An 18,961-nucleotide genomic window follows, 5' to 3' on the forward strand; every position below is an offset into this window, starting at 1 on the left:
CTGGCTTGCCGCTGCGCGGAAGCGCAGCGGCACCGAAACGACTCAATGTGAGTAAGGCACGTTTTCGGGCCGCTGCCGTCCCGTCCAGTCGCTGGCCTTGCCACCGCCTACCTGGCAGATGCTCTGGCGTTCGTACCATGCTTTGTACGCAATCAGGGACCACCCTTTGCAGTACTTGGTGCTGACGACCGTGGGGTAGGGGCAATAGGGCGGAATCGGCGCCCACCCGCTGCCGGAACCTACAGGTTTCCAATGTCGGTTGGGCGATTTGCAGCCTTGCGTACAGAACACGAACGGATCGTTGGAGCGGCAAGACAAATCTTCGTAGACCTGTTGTGCGCTAGCGGCACCCTGCATCCCCAGGAACGCAACCAGAATCCAGATCAGCTTCTTCATCACCCTTCCCTCTGTCGAAAGCGGTCCATTCCAGACGTTCGGACCAAACGTGTCGGTGCATGGCGGGCGGCATCCCGAACCCGGACCCTCGAACGGGTCGCCCCCGATTCTGCCCGCAAATAGCTTAGCAAGGGTTTCAGCGGCGGAGAGTGCACGTCGTGGGGCCAACCCTTTGGTCAGGGGGCCGCACGATGCGTTTCGAAGGAGAAGTGTGTGCGCCAGAGCCGGCGCATCGACAGGGCAGGTCAGTGGCCCCTGACCGACCTGACTCGATTCAGCGGCCGGGCGGCGACGCAGGCTGCGGGACGGCCGGCGCCGGCGCCCCCGGCGGCACCCAGATCGCCATGCCGGCGGCGCGCTTCTGCGTGGTGGGGATGCCGATGCCCAGGCCGCCGCCGACGTGGCCGCCGTAGCTGCCCGCGCCGACCGACAGGCCGCCGCCGGAGCGCTGCGAGCCCACGCCCATCAGCACCACGCCGTTGGCGCCGAGCTTGGCCGCGTCGCGCTTGAGCCGGTCCACCGCTGCGTCGGTCTGGCCCTGGGTGCCGAAGCCGGCCGCGCTGGAGGCTTCCAACTGGGCGATATCCATCGCTCCCGGCGGCGGCGCGGAGTAGATCTGCACCAGCGCCGGATCGATCGGCGGCCGTGCCGCCCCGACCATCACCTTCGAGGAACTGGCGCAGCCGGCCAGGCTCAGCAGCAGCGCCAGCGGCAACAACGGTCGGATCTTCATGGCCTTGCCCCCGTAGTCGGATCTCACGCGATCATAGGCGGGCCGGGTGAATCGCGCCGAACCCGCCGCTGTCGCACCCTGGCAGGGCCGCCGTGATCCCCATGCCAAGAGTTGGGTTGCCTGGCCTGCGCCGCGCGCTATGGTGCAGGCTCACATTCGCACGGAGGCCGGCATGGGCCTGATCAGTCTGCTGTGGGGCATCGTGGCGTTGCTGTGGATGATCCTGGCCTTCATCCCGCTGCTCGGCTGGGGCAACTGGTTCCTGATCCCGTTCGCCGCGGTCGGCGCGCTGATCGCCGCGATCGGCCTGCTGTTCACCGCCGCGCCCAATCGCGGCCGCGCCAAGACCGGCCTGCTGCTCAACGCGCTGGTGATCGTGGTCGGGGTGATCCGGCTGAGCCTGGGCGGCGGCGTGATCTGAGCCGCGTGCCGGGCGACCGGCATGCTGTGTTGCAGCATCCTGCGCTGCGTGCCGCACCGGCGGGAGTAACATGCGCAGCCGATGGCGGCCCGCGCGCGGGCTGCCCTGCGTTCACGCCGGTGCCGGCGGCGCGGCTGCGGTGCCTTGGCGGCATCGGCCGTGCGACCGGCGCGGCCTCCCAACATCCGCCCACCCAGGAGCCTGCACGTGGCCCATCCCCACTATCGTCCCCGGCGCATGCGCCGCGATGCCTTTTCGCGCCGCCTGATGCGCGAGCACACCCTGACCGTCGATGACCTGATCTGGCCGGTGTTCGTGCACGACGTGCCCGGGCGCACGCCGATCGCCTCCATGCCCGGCGTGGAGCGGCTGTCGATCGAGGAACTGCTGAAGGAGGCCGAGGCCGCGCTGGAACTGGGCATCCCGGTGATCGACCTGTTCCCGGTGATCGACCCGGCCGGCAAGTCGCTGGACGCGGCCGAGGCCTGGAATCCGGACGGCCTGGCGCAGCGCGCGGTGCGCGCGCTGAAGACGCGCTTCCCGGAACTGGGGGTGATGACCGACGTGGCGCTGGATCCGTACACCAGCCACGGCCAGGACGGCATCATCGACGACCGCGGCTACGTGCTCAACGACATCACCGTCGAGGCGCTGGTGCAGCAGTCGCTGTCGCATGCGCAGGCCGGCGTGGACATCGTCTCGCCCTCGGACATGATGGACGGGCGTATCGGCGCGATCCGCCGCGCGCTGGATGCCGACGAGCACCTGCACGTGCGCATCATGGCCTACTCGGCCAAGTACGCCTCGGCGTTCTACGGCCCGTTCCGCGAGGCGGTGGGCAGCGCCGGCAACCTCGGCAAGGCCGACAAGACCACCTACCAGATGGACCCGGCCAACGGCGACGAGGCCTTGCGCGAGATCGCCCTGGACCTGGAAGAGGGCGCGGACATGGTGATGGTCAAGCCCGGCATGCCCTACCTGGACGTGGTGCGGCGGGTGAAGGACGCATTCCGCGTGCCGACCTTCGCCTACCAGGTCAGCGGCGAGTACGCGATGCTCAAGGCGGCGATCGGCAACGGCTGGCTGGACGAGCGCGCCTGCGTGCTGGAGTCGTTGATGGCGTTCAAGCGCGCCGGCGCCGACGGCGTGCTGACCTACTTCGCGCCGCAGGTGGCGCGCTGGCTGCGCGAGGCGCGCTGAGCCGGCATCTGTCTGTGCAAGCGGCTGCAGCGCACGTCCGATAACGTGGTCGGCGTGCTGTAGGAGCGGCTTCAGCCGCGACCGGGCGTTCCCGTCGAAGCCCGGTCGCGGCTGAAGCCGCTCCTACGCGCGTCAGGCCGAGTGGGAGCCCGGCAGACAGCCCAGTCCCTGCAGCGTCGCCTCCACCGCCACATCCAGCGGTGTGTGCGGTTCTTCGCCCAGCAGTTCCAGCAACCGCGCGTTGCGCATGCGCAGCGGGTGCCGCCACAGCGGGCGCATCTCGTGCAGTTCGCGCGCCAGTGGCCAGAACGGCACGGCCAGGGTCAGCAGCGGCCACGGGAAACGGCGCGTGCGTGGTGGTGCCAGGCCATGGCGCTGCGCGACCCGCGCGATCGCCGCGGCCATCTGCGTGCCATCGGCGTCCCAGTGCCCGTCCATGTGCAGGCGGGCGAAGGCCGGCAGGCGCGTACGCTGTTGCAGCAGCGCCAGCATGGTCCGCGCGACGTCCGGCACATAGGCCCACTGGTGGCCAACGCCCGGATCGCCCGGCAGGGTCACCGTCGCAACCGGTCGCCCGGGCCGCACCAGCCCCTGCGCGAACCAACTGTTGCCCACGCGCGGGCCGAAGAAGTCGCCGGCGCGCACCACGATCGCCCGCGCGCCCTGGGCGGTCGCCGCCTGCAGGCGCCGCTCCAGTTCCACCCGGATCGCGCCCTTGCGTGTGACCGGGGCCTGCGGCGCGTCTTCGTCCGGCGCCGGATAGGCGTTCGGGCCGTAGTTGTAGACCGTGCCCGGCAGGACCACGGTGGCGCGCTCGGCGATCGCTGCGGCCACGGTGTTGTCGATCATCGGCAGCACCAGCTCCGACCAGCGCCGGTAACCGGGCGGGTTCACCGCATGCACGATCACCGCGCAACCCCGGGCCGCCTGCAGCACGTCCGCGCGTTGCAGCGCATCGCCGCGGAGCCAGTGGATGCCGTCGCGCTCCGCGCTGGGGTGGGCGAGGCCGCGCTGCAGGGCGCGCACCTGCCAGCCGGCGTCGCGCAACTGCCGCGCCAGTTCGCCGCCGATGCCGCCGCTGGCGCCCAGCACCAGGGCCGTGGAAGAGGAAGAGGAAGAGGACATGACAGCGCTCCGTTGGGGTCGGCGGTCAGTGTCGGTGCCGGTGCCGCTGAAGAAAATTGGCGAATACTGCGGACCAGCTATACATTTCTGTATGGACAACGCGATCGGCTGGGAACTCTACCGGTCCTTCCTGGCGGTGCTGGAGGAGGGGTCGCTGTCGGCGGCGGCACGTGCGCTGGGGCTGACCCAGCCCACCGTCGGCCGTCACGTGGCGGCGCTGGAACAGGCGCTGGCGGTGCCGCTGTTCGTGCGTTCGCAGACCGGCCTGCTGCCGACCGATGCCGCGCTGGCCTTGCGCGGGCATGCGCAGGCGATGGGCAGCCTGGCCGCCTCGCTGCAGCGCGCGGCGGGCCGCCACGGCGATGCGGTACGCGGCACGGTGCGTATCGCCGCCAGCGAGGTGATCGGTGCGGAACTGCTGCCGCCGGTGCTGGCGGCCCTGCGTCGCGCGCATCCGCAGCTGCGGCTGGAACTGGTACTGAGCAACCGGGTGCAGGACCTGCTGCATCGCGAGGCCGACGTGGCGGTACGCATGACCCGGCCCACGCAGGACGTGCTGATCGCGCGTCATGTCGGCGAGGTGGCGGTGGCGCTGTTCGCGCACCAGGACTACGTGGAACGCCGCGGCCTGCCCCAGACGCTGGAGGAACTGCCGCAGCATGCGCTGATCGGCTTCGATGCGGAGACGCCGTTCCTGCGCGCGGCGCGCAGTGCTTTGCCGGCATGGCGGCGCGAGGCGTTCGCGTTGCGTGCCGACAGCGACCTGGCGCAACTGGCGCTGTTGCGTGCCGGCTGCGGCATCGGCTTCTGCCAGGTCGCGCTGGCGCGACGCACGCCGGCGCTGGTGCCGGTGCTGCCGCAGCAGGTGCGCGTGGGCCTGGACAGCTGGATCGTGATGCACCAGGACGTACGCGGCAGCGCCGCCTGCAGCGCGGTGTTCGCGGCCCTGGTCGAGGCGATGACGGCGCACACCGCCTGACGGGCGCACGCGGTGGTCGTGGCGGCCGGCGCCACGCGCATCCGGCCGCCCAACCCGGGCAGGGTGTCAGAACGCTTTTACCAATCCCGAATCTCCACTCCCGAATCTCCGCCTCACGGCAACGTCAGCGCGATCGGATTGGCCTTCATGCTGGCGCTGATCGCCGGGAACGGATCCACGCCGGACATGGTGATGACGTCGTTGATCGACACCACGTCGCAGTTGATGGTGCTGTCGTTGACGCACATGTAGGCGGCCGCGCCGTTGTCCGGCTCGTACACCGCCTTCCACACGTAGTCCGGGACCTGCACGTTGTCGGCGCCGATGCTGCTGCGCGTGCCGCTGTCGAAGGCCGGGCCGGTGACCACGTAGACCTCGCCGCGCTGCTTGGCCAGCTGGCGCACCTGCTCCTCGATCCGCGCCCACTCGCCGGTGTTGAGCTTGTGGTCCTGCGGGACCACGTTGGCCATCGAGAAGGTTTCCTTCTCCGAGTTGGTGGTCGAAGCGTCGCCGGCCGGGGTCATGTGGCCGCGGTCGTAGCCGGAGTTGGTGTAGTCCGAGGTGTGCGAGCGGTCGGCGGCGGGGATGCCGGTCTCGTCGTGGAAGGAGCCGACGCGGCCGATCGATTCGGCACCGGCGACCTGCTGGTCGGTGATGTGCTCGGCCGAATACAGCGGACCCTTGGTCACGCCCGAGGCCATCAGCACGTATTCGGTATGGCAGACCTCGGTGGTGCGGCTGGTGATCGACGCATCGAGCGTCGGCGCCTTGCCGCCGGCGTAGAGCGTGGGGCAGCTGGTGGCGGCGCTGGCCGCCTGGGCGGCGAACAGCGCAAGCAGGGCAAGACAACCGCGCAGGGAGACGGACATTGCAGGAACCTCGGGGGTGGTCGATGGAGGTGAAGAAACTGGCCACGTTCGATGTCCGTCAGGTGACCGCTGGATGTGCTGCCAATGGCAACTGCGTCGCGGGTCACGCTTGGCGGTAGACGCCGCGCGGCGACGGAGCAATCGCATGCGATAAGCGTTCTCATTTACAATGCGCGACCGCCCCCCGTCCCGCACCGCGCCGCCGTGATCAAGTCGCTGTTGTTCCAGTTGCATTGGCTGCTCGGCATCAGCGCCGGTCTGGTGCTGTCGGTGATGGGGCTGAGCGGGGCCACGCTCGCCTTCGAGGACGAGATCGTGCGCCTGGCCAATCCGCCGCTGGCGGCCATCGCCGCCCGCCATGCCGCCGGCGAGCAGCCCTTGCCGCTGGCCGAGCTGGCGCGGCGCCTGGACCTGGACGGCGCGCACCGCAGCAACCGCCTGTTGATCGATCCCACCGGCACGCGCCCGTCCGCGGTGCGCCTGCCGGGCCGCGACGGCGGCCGCCTGTATTTCGATCCCTACACCGGCGCGGTGCTGCCGGCGCCGCGCCTGGACGGCTTCTTCTCCTTCGTCGAAGACCTGCACCGGCGCCTGGCCGCCGGCGAGCGCGGCAAGGCGGTCACCGGGGCTTGCGCCTTCGTGCTGATCTTCTTCTGCCTGTCCGGCCTGTATCTGCGCTGGCCGCGGCGCTGGTGGAGTTGGCGCGCCTGGTGGGCGGTGGAGTGGAACCGGCAGGGCCGCAGCTTCCTGTGGAGCCTGCACTCGGTGATCGGCACCTGGTGCCTGCTGGTGTACCTGCTGATCGCCGCGACCGGGCTGTACTGGTCCTACGACTGGTACCGGCAGGGGCTGGTGGCGATGCTCGGCGGCGATGCCGCGCCCAAGGAGAAAGAGGGCGGTCGCGGCGGCAAACCACCCGCAGTGGACTACGCGCGGCTGCAGGCGGCTCTGGCGACCGTGCCGGCGGCGCAGCGCGCTTACCTGGACCTGCGTCTGCCCGGTCGCAGCGGCCAGCCGATCGTGGCCCGCTACCTGCCGCCCGATCCGGCGCACGACCGTGCCTACGACAGCGTGGAGGTCGATCCGGCCAGCGGCCGCGTCCTGCGCCACCTGGAGTATCGGCAGCAACCGCTGGGCCGGCGCCTGCTGACCAGCATGTTCGCGCTGCACAGCGGCAGCTTCTTCGGCCTGCCCGGGCGCGTGGCGATGCTGCTGGCGAGCCTGTGCATGTCGCTGTTCTTCGTCACCGGCTGGATGCTGTACCTGGATCGCCGACGCAAGAAGCGCGCCTTGCGCGCGGCGCGGCGCGCGCTGCCGGGATTGGTCGGCGATGCCGCCGGCGCCTGGCTGGTGGGCTTCGCCAGCCAGAGCGGCCTGGCCGAGCGCCTGGCCTGGCAGACCGCCGCGCACCTGCAGGCCGCCGGCCTTGCGGTGGAGGTGCGTTCGCTGGCGCAGCTGGAGCTGGCGCACCTGCGCGGCGCGCAGCGCGTGCTGTTCGTGGTCAGCACCTTCGGCGACGGCGAACCGCCGGACGCGGCGCGCGGTTTCGTCCGACGTGTGCTGCGCCAGGCGCAGGCCTTGCCGGAGCTGCGCTACGCGATGCTCGGCCTGGGCGACCGGCAGTATCCGCAGTTCTGCGGCTTCTCTCGCGAGGTGCAGCGCTGGCTGGAGGCGCAGGGCGCGCAGGCGCTGTTCCCGCCACTGGAAGTGGACAATGCCGACCCGCAGGCGCTGGCGCAGTGGCAATGGCAACTGTCCGCGCTCACCGGCGTGGCGGCGTCGGCACCGGTGCTGCAGGCGCCGGAACCGCTGGACTGGCGCCTGGCCGGCCGCGTCCTGCTCAATCCCGGCAGCGTCGGCGCGCCGGTGTGGCGCATCGATCTGGTGCCGCCGCCGCAGGCGCACTGGCATGCCGGCGACATCCTGGAAGTGCAGCCCTGCCACGCCGCCGACGCGATCCGCGCCTGGCTCGCCGCGCAGGCGCTGGACGCCGAGCGGACAGTGCAGGCCGATGGCGTGCGGCAGCCGCTGTGGCAGGCGCTGGCATCGCGCGCGCTGACGCCGCCGGCGCCGGGCGACGACCTGCAGGCCTGGGTGGACGCGCTGCCGAATCTGCCGTTGCGCGAATACTCGATCGCTTCGGTGCCGGCCGACGGCCTGCTGCACCTGGTCGTGCGCCTGACCCTGCGCGACGACGGCAGCCCCGGGCTCGGCGCCGGCTGGCTGTGCCAGCACGCACCGCTGGGCGCGGTATTGCGCGCACAGGTGCGCGCCAACCCGGGGTTTCGCCGGCATGGCGCTGCGCCGATGCTGTTGATCGGCAACGGCACCGGCATCGCCGGCCTGCGCAGCCTGCTGCGCGAGGCCGAGCAGGCCGGTGTGCAGGGGCACTGGTTGCTGTTCGGCGAGCGCAACGCCGCGCACGATGCGCTGTTCGGCGACGAACTGCAGGCGTGGCAGGCCGCCGGCCATCTGCAGCGCCTCGATCTGCTGTTCTCGCGCGACCAGGCGCACAAGCGCTACGTGCAGGACGGGCTGCGCGAATCCGCCGACGCGGTCCGCGACTGGGTCGCGCGCGGCGCCACCGTGTACGTCTGCGGCAGCCTCGCCGGCATGGCGCGTGGCGTGGATACGGCGTTGCGCGAGATCCTGGGCGAGGATGCGCTGGATGCGCTCAGCGCCGAGGGGCGCTACCGGCGCGACGTGTATTGAGGCGATGCGCCGATCGCAGCGCGATCAGGGGCTTTTGCCTGCCTTGATCGTCGCTGATGAGGACGGTGGGAGCCATTTCAGGGAGCTTCTGATCCGGTGAAATGCACGCACGTAGGAGCGGCTTCAGCCGCGACGCGTTGTTGTTGGCGGCGCTGTTCGCTCGCGACAAGCGAATAGGGCGATGCGTCCAGCTGCCATGCGTCGGGACTGAAGTCCCTCCCACAACGGCCCTTTCTTACGCCGCTCGCCCGCCGGCATGGCAGCAGCCCGGGCATCCCGGAAAACGCCCGGGCGTGGTCGCCGGACGGGGGGGCTGCCGCCACGTACTCCTTGGGCGAACCTGTGCGACTGCGCTCGACCAATTGCCACCGTGCGTCGCGCCGTCGCGCAACCCGCTTACCTGCAGTCGCCGCTACCGGTGGCGGCCGGTGCCTTGATCCGGTACAGATCGCGCTTGCCGGCCCTGGGCGCGCGGGCGCTGCCGGACAGCAACAGTTCGCTGGGCTTGGACGCATCCAGCACGGCGCCAGCGGTGTGGCCGTCGCGACTGTTGAACGACAGCGGTAGCGGCTGTGGGTCCGCGTAGCGGCCGCCTGCGCATTGCGCCAGCAGCACCTGGCTGCTCGCACTGCCGTGCGCACGCGCGAACAGCAGCGCGCGGCCGTCGCCCAGCCACGCCGCATCGGTGTCGTCGTCGGCGCTGTTGACTTCGGCCAGCGCCTGCGGCGCGGTGAAGGTCTGACCCTGCAGGCGCGCCACGAACAGGTCCAGGCCGCCGGCGCCGCCATGGCCGTCGCTGGCGAACAGCAGCCGCGTGCCGTCCAGCGACAGGGCCGGCGCACGCTCGTTGCCCGGCGAATTCACCGCCGTGCCCAGGTTCTGCGGCGCACCGTAGCCGCCGTCGGCCAGCACCGGCGCGCGGTACAGGTCGCTGCCGCCGTGGCCACCGGGACGATCGGAGGCGAAGTACAGCCAGTGTCCGTCGGCGCTGAAGAACGGGTCGCTGTCCAGGTTCGGCGAGTTGAGCGGCGCCGGCAGCGGCTGCGGGTCGCTCCAGCGGCCGTCGCGCAGCCGCGCCTGCCAGAGATCGCCGCCGCCGGGCCCGCCGGCGCGGTCGGGACTGGCCCAGACGATGCGCTGGCCGTCTGCCGATACGCTGGCGCGGGTCTCGTCGGCAGCGGTGGACACCACGCCCATGCCCTCGATGCCGAATTCGGAAAGCGCGAACGCACACGGCGCGCAGAGTAAACTCGCGGCCAGCGCGAGCGGCAGGGCAGGGGTCCGCATGAGGGATTCCATGGAATGTCGCCGCCAGTCTAAAACAACCAACGAGCGCTCCATGCCCAACTCCCGTTTTGCCGTGTTCGGCCATCCCGTCGCCCATTCGCTGTCGCCGCGCATCCACGCCGCCTTCGCCAAGCAGACCGGCATCGCCCTGCAATACGAGGCGATCGACGTCCAGGCCGACGGGTTCTCCGCGGCGCTGGCCTCTTTCGCCGCCGACGGCGGTGTCGGCGCCAACGTGACCCTGCCGCTGAAGGAAGCCGCGTTCGCGCTCAGCCTGGTGCACAGCGCACGCGCGCAGTCGGCCGGTGCGGTCAACACGCTCAGCTACCGCGATGGCCAGTGGCACGGCGACAACACCGACGGCGCCGGCCTGGTGCGCGACCTGACCGACCGCAACGGCCTGGACCTGCGCGGCCGCCGCGCGCTGCTGCTGGGCGCCGGCGGCGCCGCGCGCGGTGTGGCGCCGGCGCTGCTGGAGGCCGGCGTGCAGCAACTGGTGGTGGTCAACCGCGCGCCGGAACGCGCCGATGCGCTGGTCGATGCGCTGGGCGAGCCGGCACGCGCGATCTCGCGCTACTGGGAAGACCTGCGCGAGCTGGGCGATTTCGAACTGATCGTCAACGCAACCACCATCGGCCGCGACCCGGCCGCCAGCTTCACCCTGCCGCTGTCGCTGATCAACAGCATGACCCTGGCGGTGGACCTGAACTACGGCGAGGTGGCGATCGCGTTCCTGGCCTGGGCGCGTGCGGCGCGCTGCCGCGACACCGTGGACGGCCTGGGCATGCTGGTGGAACAGGCCGCAGAGAGCTTCGAGGCATGGCATGGCGTGCGCCCGGACACCGATCCGGTGTATGCCGCGCTGCGCGAGCGCGATGCGGTCCTGGTCAGCGCCGACTGACGCCTGCGTCTTCATCGAGAGGAACGACTGCGTGGACACTGGACTTGCGATGCAAATGTTGACGACCCTGCTGTTCCAGCTGCCGGTCGTGGTGGTGTACGTGGTGGGCATGGCGCTGCTGGCCACGCGGCGACCTGGCCGCCCACGCACGCTGGGCCTGTGCGGGTTGAGCCTCATGCTGGTGGTGATGCTGCTGGGCACGGCGCTGTCGATGTTGCCGATGTGGCTGATGTCGCGTGGCGCCAGCCTGTCCCAGTTCACCATGTGGCTGGGCGTGCTGCGCGCGGTCCTCAGCCTGATGTTGACGGTGGGCGTGCTGCTGGTGGTCCTGGCGCTGCGCTTCGCCCTGCCGCCCCGCGTGGCGCCGCCGCACTGACCGACGCCACCGGATTCGAGGGAGGACGCGATGCTGGCAATGGGGCTGCACCCGCTTCTGGACATGAGCGTGCTGACCGGCGCGCTCGGCCTGCTGGCGCGCCTGTTGCTGCCGCTGATCGCCCTGCTGATGCTCCCGCGGCTGGCGCCGGGCCAAGCGCGCACCCTGGCGCGGCTCGGGCTGACGGTGTTGCTGATGGACGCGATCCTGCCGCGGCTGTTGAACGCGATCCTGGGCTCGGTGGCGCTGCTGTCTCCGCAGTTCCGCGGCGTCCATCCGGACGCTTCCGCGCTGGTGCATCTGCTGGACGATGCGCTGTACGTGGCCGGCCTGGCGTTGCTGCTGCGCGCGCTGTGGCTGGCGTTGCCGCGCAAGGCCGCGCCGCCGCTGCCATAACGCGGCACGCCGCACCGTTCAGTTCCCGCGTTTCAGTCCCTGCGACGGGACGTGAGAAAATGCCGGGATGACCGATTCCGCTTCGCCGTCGACGCCGCCCGCGTCCGGCCCGTCCCCGCGTCAGCTCACCGAACCGGTCAAGCTGGCGATCCGCGATGCCTACGCCAAGCTGCAGGCCAATACGCCGGGCTTCCGCGTGCGCCGTGCGCAGAGCCAGATGATCGGCGTGGTCTCGCGCGCGCTGGGCACCTCCGGCGGCGTCGGCGTGGCCGAGGCACCGACCGGCGTCGGCAAGAGCCTGGGCTATCTGACCGCCGGCGTGCCGATCGCCCTGGCCAGCAAGAAGAAGCTGGTGATCAGCACCGGCACGGTGGCGTTGCAGTCGCAGCTGGTCGAGCGCGACATCCCGGCCTTCCTCAAGGCCACCGGGCTGGAGGCCACGGTGGCGCTGGCCAAGGGCCGCACCCGCTACCTGTGCACGCGCAACGTCGCCGAGCTGCATGGCGAGGCCGCGCAGGACAGCATGTTCGAGGACGAGGCGCCGCTGTACGACCGTCCGCTGAGCCCGGCCGAGGCCGAGCAGGCGCGGGCGCTGGCCAAGGCCTACGCCGACCGGACCTGGAACGGCGACCTGGATGCCGCGCCGGAGCCGGTGCCGCCGTCGCTGCGCGCGCGCATCACCACCAATGCGGCCGGCTGCGCCGGGCGGCGCTGTTCGTTCGCGGTGCAGTGTCCGGTGCTGAAGGCGCGCAGCGAGGTTCGCGACGCGCAGATCGTGGTCACCAACCATGCCCTGCTGCTGTCGGCGCTGTCGCTGGGCGACAGCGACAACGGCCAGCCGCTGATCGCGCCGCCGTCGGACATGCTGCTGGTGCTCGACGAAGGCCACCACATCGCGGGCGTGGCCATCGACCAGGGCGCGGCGAACCTGCCGCTGGACGAGATGGCGCGGCGCACCGGCCGCCTGCAGGCGCTGGTCGGCGCCGCCTACCGGCTTGCCGACAAGGACAGCATCGGCAACCAGTTGCCCAACGAGGCGGTCGAACTCGCCGCGCGGGTGGCCAAGGGCCTGAAGGCATTCCGCGCCGAGATCGAACGGGTGTGGGTGCCGGAGCCGGGCCAGGACGAACCGATGTGGCGCGCGCCCAATGGCCGCCTGCCCGAGGACTGGAAGCCGCTGATCGATGCGCAGGCGCAGGACACCGGGGCGCTGCTGAACTGGGTGCAGGCCGCGCACCAGATGGCGGCCAAGTCCAAGCAGGAGGACGCGGCCAAGGAGCGCCTGCAGCGCAACCTGGGCATGGCTCTGGAGATGGTCGAGCAGCAGTACGCGCTGTGGCTGGGCTGGCGCCGCGAGGACCAGGACGGGCAGCCGCCGATGGCGCGCTGGATCACCGCCTCGCGCGATGCCGATCTGATCTGCCATTGCTCGCCGGTGTCGGCCGCGCAGGTGCTGCGCTCGCTGCTGTGGAGCGAGGTGGACGCGGCGGTGCTGACCTCGGCCACGCTCACCGGCGGCGGCGATTTCCAGGCGCTGGCGATCGACAACGGCCTGCCCGCGCATGCGGAGATGGTGTCGCTGTCCTCGCCGTTCGATCTGCCCAACCAGGCCGAACTGATCGTGCCGGCGTTCCCGGTGGCGCCGGACGACCGCGAGGGCCATCCGCGCGAAGTGGCGCGCTACCTGGTGCGCGAACTGGACTGGGGCAAGGGCTCGATCGTGCTGTTCACCTCGCGCTGGAAGATGCTCAAGGTGGCCGACCTGCTGCCGATCGCGCAGCGCAACCGCGTGCTGGTGCAGGGCGAGGGCTCCAAGTCGCAAATGATCGGCGAGCACATGCGCCGCATCGCCGCCGGCGAAGGCTCGGTGCTGTTCGGCCTCAATTCCTTCGGCGAGGGCCTGGACCTGCCGGGCGAGGCTTGCACCACGGTGGTCATCACCCAGGTGCCGTTCGCGGTGCCGACCGATCCGCAGACCGCCACGCTCGGTGAATGGTTCGAGAGCCGCGGCCTCAACGCCTTCAACCTGATCGCGGTGCCGCACGCGCTGCGCACCCTGACCCAGTTCGCCGGCCGCCTGATCCGCACCGCCGACGACCACGGCCGTGTGATCATTCTCGATTCGCGGCTGCTGACCAAGCGCTACGGCAAGCGCATCATCGATGCATTGCCGCCGTTCAAGCGGGTGATCGGCTAGCGGATGTGACGTCCGTTGGGCTGCCGATGTGACGCCGTGCGCCAAGCCGGCATCGCATGGGCGGGAACCCGTCTGCACGCGGACAGGCCGCACGCACTGGTCTAGTATCGCGGGCGACAGGGGGAAACATCATCATGCGAATCGCCACACGCTGGGCGTTCGGAGCGGCGTTGTGCGTGCTGACCAGCATCGCCGCGGCGGGTCCGACCGGCGCACTGACGCAAGACGCTGCCACGGCAGCGCCGGCCAATCCGGCCTATCGCACGCAACTGCTGCAGTTGATCAGCGACGACGCGCAGGCACGCGCCGATCTCAAGCGGGACTACTCGCCGCAGCGGCTGCAGCACGACACCGTATCGCTGCGCGCGTATGCACGCGAGGTGCGCATGGCGCAGAAGCAAAGCCAGGAGCGCCTGACCGATCTGATCCGGCGCCAGGGCTTTCCCGATACGCAGGCGGTCGGCGCCGAGACGGCGCACGCGGTGTTCCTGATCGCCCAGCGCATCAACGAGCCTGGCTTTCGCGCCGACTTCCAGCGCGGCATCGATGCGGCCGTGCAGCGCGCCGCCTACAGCCAAGCCGATCAGGCACTGTTCGCCGATCGCAGCCGCGCGCTGAGCGCCAAGCGCTAGCGTCCGCCATCGCGGCGATACGCGCGGTGCATCGCGCCGCGGTGCGCTTGCGACCGCATCGCCAGGCATCGCCGCTGCTGATGGCACGCGCGCGCGTCTACATTTTGCGGCCGATCTGCAACTGCATCGTCGTCGAGTGACGTTGCGACGACGCTGCAGCTGCAACGGATTGCGCGCTCTACCAATGGTCGCGATCACAGTGCGCGGGTGCGATTGGCCGCGTCGATGGCATCGATCGCAAGGAACGAATGTTCTGCGCGCCGGACTGCCGCCATGCTGCAGCTCCCTTCACGCGAGCCGACGCCATGCGCCCTGGATCCCTGTTGTTGCTTGTCCTGTTGTCGCCTTCCCTGATCCTGTCGGCCAGCGCCGCACAGTCCACGCTCACCCGCGACAACGGTGCGCCGGTGGGCGACAACCAGAACTCGCAGACCGCTGGGCCCAACGGCCCGACGCTGCTGCAGGACGTGCAACTGATCCAGAAGCTGCAGCGTTTCGACCGCGAGCGCATTCCCGAGCGTGTGGTGCACGCGCGCGGCACCGGGGTGCATGGCGAGTTCACCGCCACCGCCGACATCTCCGACCTGAGCAAGGCCAAGGTGTTCGCGCCGGGTACGACCACGCCGGTGTTCGTGCGCTTCTCCTCGGTGGTGCACGGCAACCACTCGCCGGAGACGCTGCGCGACCCACACGGCTTCGCCACCAAGTTCTACACCAGCGAAGGCAATTGGGACCTGGTCGGCAACAACTTCCCGACCTTCTTCATCCGCGATGCGATCAAGTTCCCGGACATGGTGCATGCGTTCAAGCCGGACCCGCGCACCAATCTCGACGACGATGCGCGCCGCTTCGACTTCTTCTCGCACGTGCCCGAGGCGACCCGCACGCTGACCCTGCTGTATTCCAACGAAGGCACGCCGGCCGGCTACCGCTTCATGGACGGCAACGGCGTGCATGCCTACAAGCTGGTCAACGCGCAGGGCCAGGTGCACTACGTCAAGTTCCACTGGAAGAGCCTGCAGGGCCTCAAGAACCTGGATCCGCAGCAGGTGGTGGCGGTGCAGGGCAAGGACTACAGCCACCTGACCAACGACCTGGTCGGCGCGATCAAGCGCGGCGACTATCCGAAGTGGGATCTGTACATCCAGGTGCTCGCGCCCGAGGATCTGGCCAAGTTCGACTTCGATCCGCTGGATGCCACCAAGATCTGGCCGGGTGTGCCCGAGCGCAAGATCGGGCAGATGGTGCTGAACAAGAACGTGGACAACTTCTTCCAGGAGACCGAGCAGGTGGCGATGGCGCCGGCCAATCTGGTGCCGGGCATCGAGCCGTCGGAAGACCGCCTGCTGCAGGGGCGCATCTTCTCCTACGCTGACACGCAGCTCTACCGCGTCGGCACCAATGGCCTGAGCCTGCCGGTGAACCGGCCGCGCGTGGCGGTCAACAACGGCAACCAGGACGGCGCAATGAACGCCGGCAGCACCAGCAGCGGCGTGAACTACGAGCCGAGCCGGCTCAGCCCGCGGCCGCAGGATCCGGATACGCGCTACAGCCAGTTGCCGCTGTCCGGCACCACCCAGCAGGCCAGGATCGCGCGCGAGCAGAACTTCAAGCAGGCCGGCGAGCTGTTTCGCAGCTACAGCAAGAAGGAGCAGCAGGACCTGATCCAGAGCTTCGGCGAATCGCTGGCCGGCACCGACGACGCGAGCAAGCACATCATGCTCTCGTTCCTGTACAAGGCCGACCCGGCCTACGGCAGCGGCGTGGCGCGGGTGGCCAAGGGCGACCTGGCGCGGGTCAAGCAACTGGCCGCGCAGTTGCAGGATTGATGCGTCTCACGCGCGGCCCGGCGGCGGCATCGCCGCGCCGCGCACTTTCTTGCGGAGACTCCTTATGCGTCGTTTTGTGCTCTTCCTTCTTGGCCTTGCGGTCAGCGCCACGGCGGTCGCTGCACCGGCCGCGCCTGCGGCGCCCGATCCGGCGGCGGTGCAGGCGCAGTTGCGTACCTATTTCTTCGATGCCGCGCGGCAGGGCCGCCAGGACATGCTGGCCGAGTTCATCCGCGCCCATTACGACCTCGATACCCGTGATGACAAGGGTTACACCGCGCTGATCCTTGCCGCCTACCACGGCCAGCAGGCGGCGGTGGAGCAGTTGCTGCGCGCCGGTGCCGATCCCTGCGCGCAGGACAAGCGCGGCAACACCGCGCTGATGGGCGCGATCTTCAAGGGCGAGCTGAGCATCGCCAAACGGCTGATGCAGGCCGATTGCGCGCCGGACCAACGCAACAACGCCGGGCAGACCGCGGCGATGTACGCGGCGCTGTTCCAGCGCACCGAGGTGCTGAAGGAACTCGCCGCCAAGGGCGCCGACCTGCAGGCCAGGGATGCGCAGGGCAACGACGTGGCCAAGCTGCAGCGCGGCGAATTCGCGACCGCACCGGCACGCTGAGCGGTCCGGTCCGCCTCCGGGGCGGGGTGTCGGGCACGGCGATCGCAGCGCGCGTGGATCGCGGGCCGCAGATCGGCGAAAATGCCGGGGTGGCCGGTCCCTCCGGCCCGCCGTGGCCCGAGCCGCCGCTATCCGCCGCCGCGGTGGAAGCTGCGCCACAGGGTCGCGTGCTGCCCTGTCGGCGTCGTGCCGGCGCTCTGCCGCGGCTCGCCGTCGCCCACCCCGGATCTGTCTTGAACGCCACTGCCCCTGTTTCGCCCGACGACCTGCCCCTGGCCGAGCGCCTGCGCATTGCCCTGGACCTGCTCAAGGCCATCGCCGCCGACCGGCGCGTGCTCGATACCCTGCCCGAAGCCGAGCGGGTGCGCCTGCTGCAGGTGGTCGCCCAGGTCTTCAACCCCGAGCCCAAGGCGCGGCGCAAGCTGCTCAAGGAACAGGCGCGCGAGCGCCACCAGGAGAAGGTGCGCAAGGCCGAGGAACTGCTGGCGCAGACCGGCATCCGCGCGCTGCGGCGCAAGCCGGTGTTCAGCACGCCCAACTATTTCCCGCCGCACACGCCCGAAGCGCTGATCCACGCGCAGGCTGCGGCGGCCGAGCCGGCAGCGCACTCGCCCGAGCTGCGCCACTGCTACGTGTGCAAGCAGAAGTACACCGAGCTGCATCACTTCTACGACCAGATGTGCCCGCCCTGCGCCGAGTTGAACTACTTCAAGCGCACCGAGACCGCGGACCTGCGCGGGCGCGTGGCGCTGCTCACCGGCGGCCGGGTCAAGATCGGCTACCAGGCCGGGCTCAAGCTGCTGCGCGCCGGCGCCGAGTTGATCGTAACCACGCGCTTCCCGCGCGACTCGGCGGCGCGCTACGCGCAGGAGCCGGATTTCGCCGAGTGGGGCCACCGCCTGCAGGTATACGGGCTGGACCTGCGCCACACGCCCAGCGTCGAGGCGTTCTGCAGCGAACTGCTGGCGACCCGCACGCGCCTGGATTTCATCGTCAACAACGCCTGCCAGACCGTACGCCGGCCGCCGCAGTTCTATGCGCACATGCTGGCCGGCGAGACCGCCGCGCTGCACGACCTGCCCGAGCACGTGCGCCGGCTGGTGGGCCAGTACGAAGGCCTGCGCGGCCCCGATCTGCTGCCGGCCGGGGGAAACACGCTGCCGGCCGGGGCGGGCCAAGGGCGCAGCGGTGCCGACGGCCTGCTGCGCGCCGCGGAACTGTCGCAGGTGCCGCTGCTGGCCGACGACCTGCTCGCCCAGCAGCACCTGTTCCCGGAAGGGCGCCTGGACCAGGACCTGCAGCAGGTGGACCTGCGCGGGCGCAACTCCTGGCGCCTGCTGCTGGACGAAGTGTCCTCGGTGGAACTGCTGGAGACGCAACTGGTCAACGCGGTCGCGCCGTTCGTCCTCAACGCGCGGCTCAAGCCGCTGATGCTGCGCACGCCCGAGCGCGACAAGCACATCGTCAACGTGTCGGCGATGGAGGGGCAGTTCTACCGCAACTTCAAGACCACCCGGCATCCGCACACCAACATGGCCAAGGCCGCGTTGAACATGATGACCCGCACCTCGGCGGCCGATTACCAGAACGACGGCATCCACATGAACAGCGTGGACACCGGCTGGGTCACCGACGAGGATCCGGCCGAGATCGCCGCGCGCAAGGTGCAGGAAGAGCGCTTCCATCCGCCGCTGGACATCGTCGACGGCGCCGCGCGCATCGTCGATCCGATCATCCACGGCTTCAACACCGGCGAGCACGTGTGGGGCCAGTTCCTCAAGGACTACGCGCCGACCGATTGGTGAGGCGGCGCGCCGCCGTCGCAACGGTGCGCGACGTGTATTCGCGCCCGCGCGCGGCCTAGCCGCGCGTGCGGTCCGCGGCCGTCGCGGCAGCAGTCTCGTCTTTCTCGCGGCCCCAGAACTCCACCATGATGGTCATCATGGTCCACACGATCAGCGTCGGCTGCACCTTGTCCGGCAGCAGTGCCTGGCCCTTGAGCATCACGTCGATCACCTTCGGCAGCGCCAGCACCATCAGCAGGGTGTAGATCGCGTACGCCACCCGGTGCCGGCTGCTGGAAATGAACAGGATCGAGGTGACCAGGCTGGCGAGCACGCCCAGGACCACACCGAACTGCCAGGCGTTGAGGCGTTCGGTGCCGGTGAGCACCAGGCCCAGGACGGCACCGAAGAACATGTTCAGGCCGTTGAGATTGGCCTGGTACTCGTCCTTGGTCATGCGGCCGAGGCCGACCTTGCCGAACACGTTCCATCCCTTGCGCAT

At 70.2% G+C, this 18,961-nt stretch carries 18 protein-coding genes; 12 read left to right on the forward strand and 6 right to left on the reverse strand.

What is annotated here, in order from left to right:
* Positions 1-42: 42 nt before the first annotated feature.
* Entirely contained in the window at positions 43-396 is a 354-nt protein-coding gene (locus AC1PK7_RS01650) for a hypothetical protein (protein ID WP_420008631.1), read from the reverse strand.
* A gap of 274 nt (positions 397-670) precedes the next feature.
* The gene (locus AC1PK7_RS01655) at positions 671-1,129 is read right to left on the reverse strand and encodes a hypothetical protein (protein WP_481099643.1); all 459 of its coding nucleotides are present in this window, start codon (positions 1,127-1,129) and stop codon (positions 671-673) included.
* A gap of 172 nt (positions 1,130-1,301) precedes the next feature.
* On the opposite strand from AC1PK7_RS01655, the gene AC1PK7_RS01660 reads away from it, so the two are divergent.
* A complete protein-coding gene (locus AC1PK7_RS01660; RefSeq protein WP_371184258.1) occupies positions 1,302-1,550 on the forward strand; it encodes a hypothetical protein in 249 nt (82 codons plus the stop codon).
* Positions 1,551-1,757: 207 nt separating this feature from the next.
* A complete protein-coding gene (hemB, locus tag AC1PK7_RS01665; protein ID WP_481099644.1) occupies positions 1,758-2,750 on the forward strand; it encodes a porphobilinogen synthase in 993 nt (330 codons plus the stop codon).
* Positions 2,751-2,882: 132 nt separating this feature from the next.
* On the opposite strand, the gene AC1PK7_RS01670 is transcribed toward hemB, so the two are convergent.
* Complete coding sequence (locus tag AC1PK7_RS01670; protein WP_481099645.1) at positions 2,883-3,875, reverse strand: NAD-dependent epimerase/dehydratase family protein; 993 nt, start codon at positions 3,873-3,875, stop codon at positions 2,883-2,885.
* A gap of 91 nt (positions 3,876-3,966) precedes the next feature.
* Here AC1PK7_RS01670 and AC1PK7_RS01675 point away from each other — a divergent pair, with 91 nt between their 5' ends.
* The gene (locus tag AC1PK7_RS01675; RefSeq protein ID WP_481099646.1) at positions 3,967-4,854 is read left to right on the forward strand and encodes a LysR family transcriptional regulator; all 888 of its coding nucleotides are present in this window, start codon (positions 3,967-3,969) and stop codon (positions 4,852-4,854) included.
* A gap of 113 nt (positions 4,855-4,967) precedes the next feature.
* Here the strand turns inward: AC1PK7_RS01675 and AC1PK7_RS01680 are convergent, their stop codons facing one another.
* Positions 4,968-5,723: a DNA/RNA non-specific endonuclease gene (locus AC1PK7_RS01680; RefSeq protein ID WP_481099647.1), complete on the reverse strand. Its 756-nt coding sequence runs from the start codon at positions 5,721-5,723 to the stop codon at positions 4,968-4,970.
* 204 nt (positions 5,724-5,927) lie between these two features.
* Here AC1PK7_RS01680 and AC1PK7_RS01685 point away from each other — a divergent pair, with 204 nt between their 5' ends.
* A complete protein-coding gene (locus AC1PK7_RS01685) occupies positions 5,928-8,435 on the forward strand; it encodes a PepSY domain-containing protein (protein ID WP_481099648.1) in 2,508 nt (835 codons plus the stop codon).
* 396 nt (positions 8,436-8,831) lie between these two features.
* On the opposite strand, the gene AC1PK7_RS01690 is transcribed toward AC1PK7_RS01685, so the two are convergent.
* Positions 8,832-9,722 (reverse strand): TolB family protein, encoded by an 891-nt coding sequence (locus AC1PK7_RS01690; protein ID WP_481099649.1) that lies wholly within the window; start codon positions 9,720-9,722, stop codon positions 8,832-8,834.
* A 52-nt stretch (positions 9,723-9,774) separates the two neighbouring features.
* Here AC1PK7_RS01690 and aroE point away from each other — a divergent pair, with 52 nt between their 5' ends.
* The 8 genes from aroE to AC1PK7_RS01730 all read left to right on the forward strand — a co-directional run bounded on the left by aroE (position 9,775) and on the right by AC1PK7_RS01730 (position 18,480).
* Positions 9,775-10,623: a shikimate dehydrogenase gene (aroE, locus tag AC1PK7_RS01695; protein WP_481099650.1), complete on the forward strand. Its 849-nt coding sequence runs from the start codon at positions 9,775-9,777 to the stop codon at positions 10,621-10,623.
* Positions 10,624-10,672: 49 nt separating this feature from the next.
* The gene (locus tag AC1PK7_RS01700; RefSeq protein WP_209245212.1) at positions 10,673-10,999 is read left to right on the forward strand and encodes a hypothetical protein; all 327 of its coding nucleotides are present in this window, start codon (positions 10,673-10,675) and stop codon (positions 10,997-10,999) included.
* A 63-nt stretch (positions 11,000-11,062) separates the two neighbouring features.
* Positions 11,063-11,395, forward strand: a complete 333-nt coding sequence (locus AC1PK7_RS01705; RefSeq protein ID WP_481099651.1) for a hypothetical protein — start codon at positions 11,063-11,065, stop codon at positions 11,393-11,395.
* Between the two features lie 67 nt (positions 11,396-11,462).
* Entirely contained in the window at positions 11,463-13,592 is a 2,130-nt protein-coding gene (gene dinG / locus AC1PK7_RS01710; RefSeq protein ID WP_481099652.1) for an ATP-dependent DNA helicase DinG, read from the forward strand.
* 134 nt (positions 13,593-13,726) lie between these two features.
* Positions 13,727-14,224: a hypothetical protein gene (locus AC1PK7_RS01715; protein ID WP_481099653.1), complete on the forward strand. Its 498-nt coding sequence runs from the start codon at positions 13,727-13,729 to the stop codon at positions 14,222-14,224.
* A gap of 305 nt (positions 14,225-14,529) precedes the next feature.
* On the forward strand, positions 14,530-16,053 hold the full coding sequence (gene katB, locus AC1PK7_RS01720; protein WP_481099654.1) for a catalase KatB: 1,524 nt from the start codon (positions 14,530-14,532) through the stop codon (positions 16,051-16,053).
* A gap of 64 nt (positions 16,054-16,117) precedes the next feature.
* The gene (locus tag AC1PK7_RS01725; RefSeq protein ID WP_481099655.1) at positions 16,118-16,675 is read left to right on the forward strand and encodes an ankyrin repeat domain-containing protein; all 558 of its coding nucleotides are present in this window, start codon (positions 16,118-16,120) and stop codon (positions 16,673-16,675) included.
* 233 nt (positions 16,676-16,908) lie between these two features.
* Entirely contained in the window at positions 16,909-18,480 is a 1,572-nt protein-coding gene (locus AC1PK7_RS01730; RefSeq protein WP_481099656.1) for an SDR family NAD(P)-dependent oxidoreductase, read from the forward strand.
* Positions 18,481-18,535: 55 nt separating this feature from the next.
* Here AC1PK7_RS01730 and AC1PK7_RS01735 read toward each other — a convergent pair whose 3' ends face one another.
* Positions 18,536-18,961 (reverse strand): hypothetical protein, encoded by a 426-nt coding sequence (locus AC1PK7_RS01735; protein ID WP_481099657.1) that lies wholly within the window; start codon positions 18,959-18,961, stop codon positions 18,536-18,538.

This window comes from Xanthomonas sp. NCPPB 3174 (genome assembly GCF_056725205.1).

Excerpts from the sequence above, each read along its gene's own strand:
- AC1PK7_RS01650 (WP_420008631.1), bottom strand. The coding sequence starts at position 396 with ATGAAGAAGCTGATCTGGATTCTGGTTGCGTTCCTGGGGATGCAGGGT.
- AC1PK7_RS01655 (WP_481099643.1), bottom strand. The coding sequence starts at position 1,129 with ATGAAGATCCGACCGTTGTTGCCGCTGGCGCTGCTGCTGAGCCTGGCC.
- AC1PK7_RS01660 (WP_371184258.1), top strand. The coding sequence starts at position 1,302 with ATGGGCCTGATCAGTCTGCTGTGGGGCATCGTGGCGTTGCTGTGGATG.
- AC1PK7_RS01670 (WP_481099645.1), bottom strand. The coding sequence starts at position 3,875 with ATGTCCTCTTCCTCTTCCTCTTCCACGGCCCTGGTGCTGGGCGCCAGC.
- AC1PK7_RS01675 (WP_481099646.1), top strand. The coding sequence starts at position 3,967 with ATGGACAACGCGATCGGCTGGGAACTCTACCGGTCCTTCCTGGCGGTG.
- AC1PK7_RS01680 (WP_481099647.1), bottom strand. The coding sequence starts at position 5,723 with ATGTCCGTCTCCCTGCGCGGTTGTCTTGCCCTGCTTGCGCTGTTCGCC.
- AC1PK7_RS01690 (WP_481099649.1), bottom strand. The coding sequence starts at position 9,722 with ATGCGGACCCCTGCCCTGCCGCTCGCGCTGGCCGCGAGTTTACTCTGC.
- aroE (WP_481099650.1), top strand. The coding sequence starts at position 9,775 with ATGCCCAACTCCCGTTTTGCCGTGTTCGGCCATCCCGTCGCCCATTCG.
- AC1PK7_RS01700 (WP_209245212.1), top strand. The coding sequence starts at position 10,673 with ATGCAAATGTTGACGACCCTGCTGTTCCAGCTGCCGGTCGTGGTGGTG.
- AC1PK7_RS01705 (WP_481099651.1), top strand. The coding sequence starts at position 11,063 with ATGAGCGTGCTGACCGGCGCGCTCGGCCTGCTGGCGCGCCTGTTGCTG.
- dinG (WP_481099652.1), top strand. The coding sequence starts at position 11,463 with ATGACCGATTCCGCTTCGCCGTCGACGCCGCCCGCGTCCGGCCCGTCC.
- AC1PK7_RS01715 (WP_481099653.1), top strand. The coding sequence starts at position 13,727 with ATGCGAATCGCCACACGCTGGGCGTTCGGAGCGGCGTTGTGCGTGCTG.
- katB (WP_481099654.1), top strand. The coding sequence starts at position 14,530 with ATGCGCCCTGGATCCCTGTTGTTGCTTGTCCTGTTGTCGCCTTCCCTG.
- AC1PK7_RS01725 (WP_481099655.1), top strand. The coding sequence starts at position 16,118 with ATGCGTCGTTTTGTGCTCTTCCTTCTTGGCCTTGCGGTCAGCGCCACG.
- AC1PK7_RS01735 (WP_481099657.1), bottom strand. The coding sequence starts at position 18,961 with ATGCGCAAGGGATGGAACGTGTTCGGCAAGGTCGGCCTCGGCCGCATG.